Here is a 12,862-nt window from a genome sequence, read left to right as displayed (position 1 = left end):
AAGATATTAATGGTTGTTTTTAAAGTCTATGGATTATTTACCTTTATTTTGTAAATTAGAAAACCGTGATTGCTTATTAGTTGGTGGTGGGGAAATAGCCGAGCGTAAAGCTCGGTTATTGCTTGAAGCTGGCGCAAATTTAACTGTCAATGCTCTCGAATTTACTCAGCAATTTGTCTGTTGGCAAGAACAAAAACAATTGGTTTTAATACAAGGTGAATTTGATACACAACTACTCGATAATAAATGGTTAGTTATTGCCGCAACAGATTGTCAACAAACCAATCAGCAAGTCAGTATAGAATCAGAAAAGCGACGTATTTTTTGTAATATCGTTGATTCACCTAAAGGTGCTAGTTTTATTATGCCTTCTATTATTGATCGCTCTCCAATAATGGTTGCGATATCTTCAGAAGGTCATGCCCCTGTATTGGCACGGTTATTACGTGAAAAACTAGAAGCGATTTTACCGCAAAATATTGGCAAACTAGCGAAATATGCTGGTTATTTGCGTAATAAAGTAAAAGCAACTTATCAAAGCATGACTGAACGGAGAAGATTTTGGGAAAAGCTATTTACACATGATAGGTTAGCTCAAGCTATAGCTAATAATGATTCAGAAAAAGTTGAAATGTTAACTAATGAATTATTTGAAGAGCCCGTTGATTATCGAGGTGAAGTGGTTTTAGTTGGTGCCGGTCCGGGTGACCCAGGGTTGTTGACATTAAAAGCTCTTCAACAAATTCAACAAGCCGATATTATTGTTTACGATCGATTAGTATCCGATGAAATAATGAATTTAGCTCGACGAGATGCTCAGCGAATTTTTGTCGGTAAGCGGCCTGGTTTTCATTGTGTGCCACAAGAACAAATTAACCAAATATTACTTGAGCAAGCCCAAAAAGGGTTGCGAGTAGTAAGACTTAAAGGTGGTGACCCCTTCATTTTTGGTCGAGGCGGAGAAGAGCTTGAAACACTATTTGATGCTAATATTCCTTTTTCGTTAGTACCAGGAATTACAGCTGCTTCAGGATGTTCAGCTTATAGTGGAATACCATTAACTCATCGTGATTATGCTCATAGTGTTCGTTTAATTACGGGTCATTTGAAAGATGGCACTCATTTGGATTGGCAAAGTTTAGCTGCTGAAAAACAGACTCTCGTTTTTTATATGGGGTTATCACAAGCAGAAAATATTAAAACACAATTAATTAAACATGGTATGGATAGTAATATACCTGTGGCTATAGTAGAAGAAGGTACAAAAGCCAATCAGAAAGTTGTAGAGGGATTGTTATGTGATCTTACTCAACTTGCATTACATGCTTGTAGTCCTAGTTTAATTATTATTGGACGTGTAGTTGCATTACGCAAAAAGTTAAATTGGTTTTCTAAACTTTAATGTTAGATAAAGTGAAGAATGGCATAATTAGTACTAGCTATTCTTTACTTTGTAAATACCATACAGTCATTTCCATTCTAGATTTAAAATTTAGTTTTTTAAATATACTTTTTATATGGACTTTTACTGTGTTTTCGACAATATCTAACTCTTTCGCTATTAATTTATTTGATAATCCTTGAACTAATAAATTAAATATTTCTCGTTCTCTTGGTGTGAGTAAATTAATATTATGGGACTGGCTTGTGGTCGTGCCTCCACCATGACGCATATAATCAAGAATAATAGGTGAAATTGCTTCATCCATGATGATTTTGCCTTCAGAAATATCTATTAATGCTTTCAGAAGGTTTTCCGGTTCCATATCTTTTAATAAATAGCCATCAGCACCGGTTTTGATAGCAGTAATGATATCTTCTTTTGCATCTGATACAGTAAATATAATGATTCGTGCAGAAATATTTTTTTCTCGTAAATAACGCAAGATTTCTAATCCATTGACATCATTCATATTGATATCTAATAAAATAATGTCCGGATCAAGTGTTTCTGCAAGCATAACCCCTTCTAAGCCAGAGCCTGTTTCACCGATAACCTCAAAATTATTGATTGTTTTTATAAGTTGCTTAACCCCATTTCTTAACATGGGATGATCATCAATAAGTAATATTGAACTTTTAACTTGTTCCATTTGTTATTCTTCTATCATTTTAAATGGGATCATTGTAGTTGCTTTAAACGTTATTACAATCTCAGTGCCTAGATTAGGCTTACTATTAATGGTTAAATTGCCATTTAATATTTCAACTCTATCACGCATAATTATTAATCCATAATGATTATCTTGATTAGCATTATTTTGTAAACCAATACCATTATCTTTTATGCTGACAGTAATAATCTGGTTATCATCAATAGTTAAACTTATTTTAACTTGTGTTGCATTAGCATGTTTATAAATATTATTTAAAGATTCGCGTACACATTGCAATAGATGGAATGCATATTTGCTCTTAATGATATTGAGAGGTAGTTGATATTCAGCTTGTATTTTAAATTTCAATTTTTGATTAAATTCTTCGATCAATTCCATTAAGCTGGCATAAAAACCGGTTTGATTAAGACGTAAACGAAAAGAAGTTATTAATTCTCTTAATTGAGAATATGTAATATTAACTTCTGTACGCATAATAGCTAGCAAATCACTACTTGTTTGTGAGGTTAAATCTGGTTGCATTTGTAAGCAACTAAGATGAATTTTTAAACAAGAAAGAGATTGTGCTATAGAGTCATGTAACTCTCTTGCCATTGCTGAGCGCTCTTTCATTAATAGATATTGTTTTTGTTGTTCTATTTGCCTATCAAGCATTAGTGCTGTCGTCATTTGCTCGACTAAGGCTGTAATTAAATTTTCTTGTTCTGCACTTAGATGCATTGTTGATGGTTGTAGAGCAAATAAAATACCAAATTTTTCACCTTTTTCTTGAAGATACCAATAACGTTGAAATCCATTTTCTTGATAAGATTTTGATGGAATAAGGCAAGCGTTACATTCTGAATTTTGGCAATAAGGTAGTCTTTGTTGGTTGGCATAGCTGATTTGTTGATAATGTTCTATATTATCCGACTCATAAAAACGAATTTGAAACTGTGTTAATGGTACTAATTCCTCAAGCTGGCGGAGTATAATTAAAAAGCGTTCACATAATGGATCTGATGTGTGCAGTTGTTTTATAGCTTGATACTGAAACGACAATATTTTATTGATTTGTTGTAATTCGGCAGTTTTTTCTGTGACACGTTCTTCTAATAATTGGTACTGCAATTCAATTTGTTCTGCCATTTCATTGAAGGCTTGCCCCAATAAATCAAATTCGTTCTTTTTACTTTTCTTACTGTTAAATCGTTGGCTATGTTGCGAAATAGATTCAGCCATATTTATTAATTTGCGCCAAGGCGCAAGAAGATAACGACGTAAATAGTAAATTTGCGCAAGAAGAAAAAGAACAATTAGAATGATAAAAACAAATTGCAGTTGAGATATATAATGGATTTGATTTTCTGTTTTTTGATCAATTTGATGGACTAATTTATCGGTCTGAGTTACAAATTTATCAATTTCATTTTTTATTTCATCTATACTGTTTGCTTGTTTAATTTTTGGGACAATATCAGTTATCCATTGAGACTGTAATTGGTTAAGCTCATCAATTAAATGGTAACGTTCAAATAATTTTAATTGCTCAGAAGACGGAATATCATTAAAAATATTAAGTCGATCATAGTCCTTTTTTTCAATCGGGATCATGGCTAAAAATTGATAGCTTTTCATCCTAATTAAACCCAATTGGTTTATCATATAAGCACTGCCTTTAGTATCATTAGCTACTTGTATTGATAAAAACAAAGCTAATAACGCCATGGCACCTAAAGAAAACATTAAAAGTGTTAAACGATTTAAAATAGATGCACTGTAGCGAAATTTTCTTTTTAGCATATCGATACTCAATATTTTTGTGTTAAATATTGTTTAAATAAATAATAATTTAGCTCTATTGTATCGTGAAAACCGTTGATCAAAGATCTTTTTTATGACTTTTTGCGATCTTTTATTAAACAGCGCTTGCAACAAGCATAAATTTTGCGTAAAATTCACGCCCTATAAGATTAATCAATGCAGACATATATGTTAAATCAGGAATCGTCTGCTTTTTATTGCGGAGTTAAGTATGTACGCAGTTTTCCAAAGTGGTGGTAAACAACACCGAGTTAGCGAAGGACAAGTCGTTCGCTTGGAAAAAATTGAAGTCGAAACAGGTGCAGAAGTTGTTTTCGATAAAGTTTTAATGGTAGCAAATGGTGAAGACATCAAAGTTGGTGCTCCGTTTGTTGAAGGTGCAACAGTTAAAGCAGAGATTGTTGAGCACGGTCGTGGCGAGAAAGTGAAAATTGTTAAATTCCGTCGTCGTAAACACTATCGTAAACAACAAGGTCACCGTCAGTGGTTCACTGATGTGAAGATCACTGCAATCGCTTAATAGGAGTATCGAACAATGGCACATAAGAAGGCTGGTGGTTCATCACGTAATGGTCGTGATTCCCAGAGTAAACGTTTAGGTGTTAAACGTTATGGTTCTCAAGAAGTTCTTGCTGGTAATATTTTAGTTCGTCAACGTGGAACTCAATTCCACCCAGGTACTAATGTAGGTTGTGGTCGTGATCATACCCTATTCGCGTTAGTTGATGGACAAGTTAAGTTTGAAGTTAAAGGACCTAAAAACCGCCGTTATGTTAGTGTAGTTGCTAACAGCTAATAAACCAGCGGTTCATAAGTTTTAGAAGCCTCACAGTTATTGTGGGGCTTTTTTCATTTCTTGAAATTTATATAAATTAATTCATTATGATAAAACAGCAAAATGTTAAATTAGGTTTTGCGCTAGCCATGTTGACGTCAGTGATGTGGGGACTCGTGCCAATTGCTATGAAATATGCATTAGTTGTTATTGATCCATTAACGTTAGCTTGGTCACGCTTAAGTATATCAGCAGTAGGTATAACGCTTTGGTTGGCTTATAAAAAACAATTTCCTAATTTGATGATGTTTAAAAAACGACGCCGTTTTATTCTATTAATGATTGCCGGATTTGGTTTATTAGGTAATTTTGCGCTTTTTGCTACAGCTGTTCAGTATTTATCTGCAACTACAGCTCAAGTTGTTGGACAAACTGGCATTGTCATATTTATGATTTCTAGTGCTTTTATTTTCAAAGAGAAATTAAGACCAACACAAATTATTGGTATTACTATATTGTTAATTGGTTTAGCGCTATTTTTTAATGAAAATCTAGCAGATCTCTTTGCCAATATGTCTTCATATGGTATAGGTGTGTGGCTGGCCTTATTAGCCTCTATATCATGGGCATGTTATGCATTAGCGCAAAAAGTATTATTAAGAAAATTAAGAGCAGAGCAGCTACTTTGGTTGATTTATCTTATATGTAGTATCTTTTTATGGCCTCTAGCATCACCGACTAAAATTGCTAATGCTGATTTTAGTCAATTGTTTGCAATTATTTTTTGTGGTTTAAATACCATTATTGCTTATGGTGCTTTAGTTATGGCAATGGAGCGTTGGCAAGCTGCGCAAGTAAGTGCTATAACAACACTGACACCACTTTTTGCACTGATTTTCTCAGATTTATTTGCTTTACTATGGCCAGAAAAGTTTGTAATGCAATATTTAAATATTATAGGTTATATTGGCGCGGTATCTGTTGTAGCAGGTGCAATGTTTGCAACAGTTGGACATCATTTATGGCAACCTAGAAAGGGCTGGCTGATTAACCGAAAAAAGAGGACAAATAATGAAATTTGTAGATGAAGCTTCAATTCGAGTGGAAGCTGGTGACGGTGGCAATGGTTGTGTTGGTTTCCGTCGTGAAAAATATATACCTAAAGGTGGTCCTGATGGTGGCGATGGTGGAGATGGTGGCGATGTATTTTTTATTGCCGATGAAAATCTAAACACACTCGTGGATTTTCAATTTGAAAAGAACTATCGCGCTGAACGTGGTCAAAATGGACAAGGTTCTGATTGTACCGGCAAGCGAGGTAAAGATATTACCGTTAAAGTACCTGTTGGGACTCGTATCACTGACAAATATACTGGTGAAATTATTGGTGATCTAACTCATCATCAACAAAAAGTCCTTGTGGCTAAAGGTGGTTTTCATGGGCTTGGTAACGCACGTTTTAAATCATCAGTGAATCGAGCTCCAAGACAAAAGACTGATGGTACACCGGGTGAAAAACGTGATGTGCTACTAGAACTTTTACTATTAGCTGATGTTGGTATGTTAGGTTTGCCTAATGCAGGTAAATCAACGTTTATTCGTTCAGTTTCAGCAGCAAAACCGAAAGTCGCTGATTATCCATTTACAACTTTAGTACCTAGTTTAGGGGTAGTTAGAATGGATAATGAGCAGAGTTTTGTTGTTGCTGATATTCCAGGGTTGATTGAAGGCGCATCGGATGGCGCAGGACTTGGTATTCGTTTTTTAAAACACTTAGAACGCTGTAGGATTTTAGTTCATCTAATTGATATTGCTCCAATCGATGAATCAGATCCAATTGAAAATGCTAAAGTTATTATTCAAGAACTTCACCAATATAGTGAAAAATTAGCCAATAAACCGCGCTTGTTAGTTTTCAATAAAATGGATGTATTGGGTGAAGAAGAAAGTGCCAAATGTGCAGCAGAAATTGCAAAAGCACTCGACTGGAATGATAAATATTATGTGATTTCAGCAGTTAATCATGAAGGGGTAAAAGCTTTATGTTGGGATCTAATGGACTACATGAATGCGCATCCTCGTGAAGCAGAAGAAGCAGAAACGGCAGCAGAAAAAGTTGAATTTATGTGGGATGATTATCACCAACAAGCGATGGATGAGGCTTTTGATGACGATGATTTTGATGATTGGGATGACAGTGACGAAGAAGGGGTTGAATTTATCTATCAAAAATAGTAATAACCTAAAATAAGTTAAACTTATCATTTCAAATTATCAACTAAAAAATCACCATTACAAAAATACAGGGTGACATAGCCCTGTATTCCTCTCTATTATTCTCTATTATTCTCTATTATTCTAAAGCTAACACAATGATTTCATATTAAAAAAAATTGGTGGTTTACATTTTTCTTTTATTTTTTGAAAAAAGTCAAAAAAAACGCTTGCTTTTAATAATGAGAATTATTATCATTAAGATGTACTTGATTAGAGCGTCGCAAGACTTCTGAAAAAGTATGACATTGCTCACATTGCTTCCAATGTTTGCCAGCCTAGCGCAACTATGCTGGCTTTTTTATTTTAAAGTGATTAAAAATACGATGTTTTGATAACTAATTGATCATCAATGACCATTTTCCATTGACCGTCCTCAAAATAAGGAGGCTTACTTACTTTGAATAAAGAATTTAAACCTAAAACCCCTACTTTAAAATCATCACCAATAAATTCTTGTATCGGCCCTTCAACGCTTTTAGTTACCCCATCTTTTTTATAATTGTAAATAACTTTGGCGTCTTTAGTGATAGTTATCACCATATATTCACCTTGCCATTTGCCAATATAGTTACTTTTTTCTGAAGGAATTGCATCAAGTCCGCCACATGCAGTTATAAAGATAGCAAGTATTAGAAATAAATAAACATGTTTTATTTTTTTTAATAATTTCATTTTTTTATTCCTTATATATTTAAAATTTATTTTTTAGTTATTGATGGTATCAAATAAAATAAGTAATGCTGCACTGCCGCCAAATTCTTTCGGTGCTTGATGAAAACAAATGATATTAGGATGCTGGGCTAACCACATTGGGGTTTGTTTTTTTAATATGTTTTTACCGTGCCCATACATGATGCAAGCGCAATTGGCATTTTCTTTTAAACAAACGGCGATTAATGCTGCTATTTCTTTTTTCGCTTCTTGCAGAGTTAATCCATGTAAATCTAAAAAGAATTCAGGTGCATAAAATCCACGTCGTAATTTTTTCAATTCATTAGGATCTGAGTTTTCACGACTATAACGAATCGGATCTTCTTGTAATAGAGGTTGGTAATCATCAGAAAAGTAAAATTCATTATTTACTTTTTCATGTTGAATTTTTTGATTTTCTATTAGCTTTTGAGATCGTTTTTGAGGTTTATGAATCACAGTATCTTGTTTGAGCTGTTTGGTTTTACCAATACTATTTTTAAACAAGTCTATGTCTTCATGATCTAATATAAATTTATTCGACATTGATTCTCACTCTGGATAAACTTTTTCTTTAAATTCACACAAATCTTCAATAACACAAGATCCACAACGAGGTTTTCTAGCAATACACGTATATCTACCATGTAATATTAACCAATGGTGACAATTTATTTTGTACTCCTTTGGTACCACTTTTAGTAACTTCTCTTCAACTGCTTCAACGGTTTTACCTGGAGCAAAACCAGTTCGATTACTTACCCTAAATATATGTGTATCGACCGCAATAGTTGGCCAGCCGAAAGCTGTATTTAACACAACGTTGGCTGTTTTTCTACCCACACCAGGTAGCGCAATTAATGAATCAAAGTTTTCGGGGACTTGTCCTTGATATTTATCAACCAAAATCTGACAAGTTTTAATAATGTTTTCAGCTTTACTATTATATAAACCTATTGTGCGAATATAATCTTTTAATTTATCGACGCCTAACGCTAAAATTTGCTCTGCAGTGTTTGCAATCGCAAATAACGGTTTTGTAGCTTTATTAACACTAACATCTGTAGCTTGGGCTGAAAGTACAACGGCAATAAGTAGCTCGAACGGTGTTTGATACACCAATTCGGTTGTAGGATCTTTAATATGATCTTTTAGTCTTTCTAAAATTTGTATTCGTGTTGATTGTTTCACAATATATTATAAACATAAGATGGTTAATTAATATTATATACTTTTATTTTAGATTTAACCGTAGGATCTATTGAGTTTTTATAAAAGTTAAGACTATTAAAAATCTATCTATTGGAAAATAATAAAATATTTTTACTTTTGAATTGTTTTTTCTTTTTTATTTAACATTTATCTGCAGAAATCACCTGCTTTTTAGCATTGGCTTTTTGTGGTAAGCTAGCCAACTATTTTTTAATTTCATCATTCAAGGTTTATTATAAAAATGTCATTACCAATGATTGTCACCTTTGCTGTTTACATATTAGGAATGATTGCTATCGGTTTTTTTGCATTCCGTGCAACGCGAAATTTTGGTGATTACATATTAGGTGGGCGACGTATCGGTAGTGTAGTGACTGCACTTTCTGCTGGTGCTTCAGATATGAGTGGTTGGTTATTAATGGGATTGCCGGGTGCAGTCTTTTTATTTGGTATTTCACAAAGTTGGATTGCAATAGGTTTAATAATTGGAGCTTATTTAAATTGGCTTCTTATTGCGGGTAGGCTAAGAGTTTTTACTGAAATAAATCATAATTCATTAACTTTACCTGATTATTTTTCTCGTCGATTTGATGATAACAGCTCATTACTAAGAATTATTTCGGCAGTAATAATTTTAATTTTTTTCACAATTTATTGTGCTTCTGGTGTAGTTGCTGGCGCTAAATTATTTGAAAGTACATTTGGCCTTAGTTATGGCTGGGCTATGCTTGCTGGTGCAGGTGCAACCATTGCTTATACTTTTATCGGTGGTTTTTTAGCGGTCAGCTGGACAGATACTATTCAAGCTAGTTTAATGATGTTTGCATTAATTTTAACCCCAATCATGGTTATGATAAATGCTGGGGGTTTTTCAGATGCGTTGGCTAATATTCAATCATTAAATCCCGATTACACAAACATCTTTTCACATATGGATTTTATTGCCATTATCTCTTTATTAGGATGGGGACTTGGTTATTTTGGTCAGCCCCATATTTTAGCAAGGTTTATGGCTGCTGATTCACACGAAGTAATGAAAAACGCTCGTCGAATTAGTATGACATGGATGATTTTGTGTTTAGCCGGTGCTATTACAGTTGGTTTCTTTGGTATAGCTTTTTTTGCTAACAATCCAAATTTAGCGTATTTAATTGATGATGGTAAGCATGAACGTATTTTCATCGAATTATCTAAATTACTTTTTAATCCGTGGATTGCAGGTATTTTGCTTGCAGCTATCTTAGCTGCAGTAATGAGTACCCTAAGTTGCCAATTATTAGTTTGTTCAAGTGCATTAACTGAAGATTTCTATCGAGCATTTATCAGACCAAAGGCTAAACAACGAGAATTAGTTTGGGTTGGGCGTGTTATGGTCTTATTAGTTTCAGTTATTGCTATTTTACTCGCAATAAACCCAAATAACAGTGTGCTTGATTTAGTCAGTCATGCTTGGGCAGGATTTGGAGCGGCATTTGGCCCTATTGTTGTATTTTCGGTTTTCTGGGCTCGAATGACTCGCAATGGTGCACTAGCAGGAATGATAACGGGAGCAATTACCGTTTTACTTTGGATAAATTTCAATTGGTTTAATTTGTATTCCTTGATTCCAGGTTTTTTATTTGCGTCAATAGCAATAGTTATTTTTAGTTTATTAGACAAAAAACCAAATGAAATAGTCGAAGATCATTTTGAACAAGCGTATAAAAGATATCATAATAAATAAATGTAATTAAATAGAATAGAAACGTTAATAGGTAAAATATCATGACAAAAAATGTGATCAAACAACTGCAAGAGCGTGGGCTTATTGCTCAACTTACTGATGAAAACGCGCTAATGGAATTAATCGAAAAAAATCCTATTGCGCTATATTGTGGTTTTGATCCAACAGCTGACAGTTTGCATCTTGGTCATTTAGTTCCATTACTTTGTTTAAAACGTTTTCAATTGGCTGGTCATAAACCAATTGCATTAGTTGGTGGTGCAACAGGACTAATTGGGGATCCAAGCTTCAAAGCAGTTGAACGTAAGCTTAACACTGAAGATACTGTTATTGAATGGAGTGAGAAAATCAAACAACAAGTATCGCCGTTTTTGGATTTTGAATGTGGTGATAATGCAGCTATTGTAGCCAATAACTATGATTGGTTTGGTGGCATGAATGTTTTATCTTTTTTACGGGACATTGGTAAATATTTTTCCGTCAATTCAATGATTAATAAAGAATCTGTTAAGCAACGTATTGACCGCGATGAGTCAGGTATTTCATTTACTGAGTTTTCTTATAGCTTGTTACAATCTTATGATTTTGCAAGCCTAAACAAAGCACATAATGTCGTGTTACAGATAGGTGGTTCTGATCAATGGGGTAATATTACCGCAGGTATCGATTTAACTCGTCGTTTACATCAAAAACAAGTTTATGGTTTAACCGTACCATTAATTACTAAATCGGACGGAACCAAATTTGGTAAAACTGAAAGCGGTGCAGTATGGTTAGATCCTAAAAAAACCAGCCCGTATAAATTTTATCAATTTTGGATTAATACTGCTGATGCCGATGTTTATCGTTTCCTTAAATTCTTTACATTCATGTCATTGGAAGAAATTGATGCATTGGAAGAAGAGGATAAGAATAGTGGCTTAGCCCCTAGAGCTCAATATGTACTTGCTGAGCAAGTTACTCGTTTAGTTCATGGCGAAGATGGCTTAACCGCAGCGAAACGTATCACTGAAAGTTTATTTTCTGGTAAGTTAACTGACTTATCTGAAGCTGATTTTGAGCAGTTAGCTCAAGATGGTATGCCTACATTGGCTGTTGAAGAAGAGCTAGATTTGCAACAAGCAATCGTTAATGCAGATTTTGCACCTTCAAGAGGTCAGGCAAGAACAATGATTGAATCAAATGCTATTTCTGTTAATGGTGAACGTAATTCCACAACAGATTATCGTTTTTCTAGTAGTGATAAACTCTTTAATCGTTATACATTATTGCGTCGAGGTAAAAAATACTACTGCTTACTCATTTGGAGATGATTTCATGAAAAATATTTTATCGATTCAGTCTCATGTTGTATTTGGTCATGCAGGTAATAGTGCAGCTGTATTTCCAATGCGTCGTTTGGGTGTGAATGTTTGGCCTCTAAATACGGTTCAATTTTCAAATCATACCCAGTATCGTCAATGGACTGGATCGGTAATGTCAGCATCTCATTTGGTAGATATTGCTGAAGGAATTAATGCTATTGGGGAATTAGACCGATGTAATGCTGTATTAAGTGGGTATATGGGATCTCCAGAGCAAGGTAATGCAATCATCGACATAGTTAAGAAAGTAAAGGCAGTAAATCCTGAAGCAATTTATCTTTGTGATCCGGTAATGGGACATCCTGAAAAAGGTTGTTTTGTTGCGCCAGGTGTATCCGAATTTTTATGTAATACCGCTTTGCCTATTGCAGATATGATGGCTCCAAATATCTTAGAGCTAGAGGAACTTAATGGTAAACAACCAATCAGTAATGTTAATGAAGCAATTTTAGCTTGTCGCTCAATTTGTCAAAAAGGGCCTAAAGTTTTATTAGTTAAACACTTAAGTCGAGCAGGTTATCAAAAAGATCGTTTTGAAATGTTGCTTGTAACTATGGATGAAGCTTGGCATATTGATCGTCCCTTAGTCGATTTTGGTGTTAAGCAACCAGTAGGTGTTGGCGATGTGACTAGCGGGCTATTTTTAGCAAATATAATGCTTGGTAAATCAATGGTCGAAGCTTTCGAACATACTACCTCTGCAGTTTATGCTGTTATGCTTGAAACATTAAAACAAAATGAATATGAATTACAATTAGTCGCTGCACAAAATGAAATTGAGACGCCAAAACAGTGGTTTAATGCAAAAAGGATTGATTAATTTTTGAAATATGTAAAAATATATAAAATTATGTAAAAATAAGTTAAAGTTGTGTAAACTAATGGAAGGCAAAATAAGAGA

General features: G+C 34.1%; 13 protein-coding genes. 8 read left to right on the top strand and 5 right to left on the bottom strand.

Annotation, left to right across the window (positions count from 1 at the left end; genetic code table 11):
* The first annotated feature begins 28 nt into the window (after positions 1 to 28).
* Entirely contained in the window at positions 29 to 1,402 is a 1,374-nt protein-coding gene (gene cysG / locus A9G07_RS09500; RefSeq protein ID WP_065562921.1) for a siroheme synthase CysG, read from the top strand.
* Between the two features lie 37 nt (positions 1,403 to 1,439).
* On the opposite strand, the gene narL is transcribed toward cysG, so the two are convergent.
* Positions 1,440 to 2,093 carry a two-component system response regulator NarL gene (gene narL, locus A9G07_RS09495; protein WP_065734958.1) on the bottom strand — a complete coding sequence of 218 codons (654 nt, stop codon included), beginning with the start codon at positions 2,091 to 2,093 and terminating at the stop codon, positions 1,440 to 1,442.
* A gap of 3 nt (positions 2,094 to 2,096) precedes the next feature.
* Positions 2,097 to 3,899, bottom strand: coding sequence for a nitrate/nitrite two-component system sensor histidine kinase NarX (gene narX, locus A9G07_RS09490; RefSeq protein ID WP_065734957.1), 1,803 nt, complete (start codon positions 3,897 to 3,899; stop codon positions 2,097 to 2,099).
* A gap of 232 nt (positions 3,900 to 4,131) precedes the next feature.
* Between narX and rplU the strand changes: the two genes are divergently transcribed.
* From rplU to cgtA, 4 genes are all read left to right on the top strand, one after another.
* Complete coding sequence (gene rplU, locus A9G07_RS09485) at positions 4,132 to 4,440, top strand: 50S ribosomal protein L21 (RefSeq protein WP_065562918.1); 309 nt, start codon at positions 4,132 to 4,134, stop codon at positions 4,438 to 4,440.
* A gap of 15 nt (positions 4,441 to 4,455) precedes the next feature.
* Positions 4,456 to 4,716: a 50S ribosomal protein L27 gene (gene rpmA, locus A9G07_RS09480; protein ID WP_034883716.1), complete on the top strand. Its 261-nt coding sequence runs from the start codon at positions 4,456 to 4,458 to the stop codon at positions 4,714 to 4,716.
* Between the two features lie 86 nt (positions 4,717 to 4,802).
* The gene (locus A9G07_RS09475) at positions 4,803 to 5,783 is read left to right on the top strand and encodes a DMT family transporter (RefSeq protein WP_065562917.1); all 981 of its coding nucleotides are present in this window, start codon (positions 4,803 to 4,805) and stop codon (positions 5,781 to 5,783) included.
* Entirely contained in the window at positions 5,767 to 6,930 is a 1,164-nt protein-coding gene (gene cgtA, locus A9G07_RS09470) for an Obg family GTPase CgtA (RefSeq protein WP_065734956.1), read from the top strand. The genes A9G07_RS09475 and cgtA overlap by 17 nt, the downstream gene beginning before the upstream one ends.
* Positions 6,931 to 7,284: 354 nt before the next feature.
* On the opposite strand, the gene A9G07_RS09465 is transcribed toward cgtA, so the two are convergent.
* The 3 genes from A9G07_RS09465 to nth are packed head-to-tail and all read right to left on the bottom strand — an operon-like array spanning position 7,285 to position 8,853.
* A complete protein-coding gene (locus A9G07_RS09465) occupies positions 7,285 to 7,644 on the bottom strand; it encodes a hypothetical protein (protein ID WP_065562915.1) in 360 nt (119 codons plus the stop codon).
* A gap of 33 nt (positions 7,645 to 7,677) precedes the next feature.
* A complete protein-coding gene (gene smrB, locus A9G07_RS09460; RefSeq protein WP_065562914.1) occupies positions 7,678 to 8,208 on the bottom strand; it encodes an endonuclease SmrB in 531 nt (176 codons plus the stop codon).
* 6 nt (positions 8,209 to 8,214) lie between these two features.
* Positions 8,215 to 8,853 (bottom strand): endonuclease III, encoded by a 639-nt coding sequence (gene nth, locus A9G07_RS09455; protein WP_065562913.1) that lies wholly within the window; start codon positions 8,851 to 8,853, stop codon positions 8,215 to 8,217.
* Positions 8,854 to 9,109: 256 nt separating this feature from the next.
* Here nth and putP point away from each other — a divergent pair, with 256 nt between their 5' ends.
* The 3 genes from putP to pdxY are packed head-to-tail and all read left to right on the top strand — an operon-like array spanning position 9,110 to position 12,781.
* On the top strand, positions 9,110 to 10,597 hold the full coding sequence (gene putP / locus A9G07_RS09450; RefSeq protein ID WP_065562912.1) for a sodium/proline symporter PutP: 1,488 nt from the start codon (positions 9,110 to 9,112) through the stop codon (positions 10,595 to 10,597).
* Positions 10,598 to 10,638: 41 nt separating this feature from the next.
* Complete coding sequence (gene tyrS / locus A9G07_RS09445) at positions 10,639 to 11,910, top strand: tyrosine--tRNA ligase (RefSeq protein WP_218060057.1); 1,272 nt, start codon at positions 10,639 to 10,641, stop codon at positions 11,908 to 11,910.
* Positions 11,911 to 11,914: 4 nt separating this feature from the next.
* Complete coding sequence (pdxY, locus tag A9G07_RS09440; RefSeq protein WP_065734954.1) at positions 11,915 to 12,781, top strand: pyridoxal kinase PdxY; 867 nt, start codon at positions 11,915 to 11,917, stop codon at positions 12,779 to 12,781.
* The last annotated feature ends 81 nt before the right edge of the window (positions 12,782 to 12,862 follow it).

The organism is Gilliamella sp. wkB72 (assembly GCF_001693745.1).
Lineage (GTDB): Bacteria > Pseudomonadota > Gammaproteobacteria > Enterobacterales > Orbaceae > Gilliamella > Gilliamella apicola_E.
Note: the sequence above shows the minus strand (reverse complement) of the source record. Positions and strands in the feature narration are given on the sequence as shown.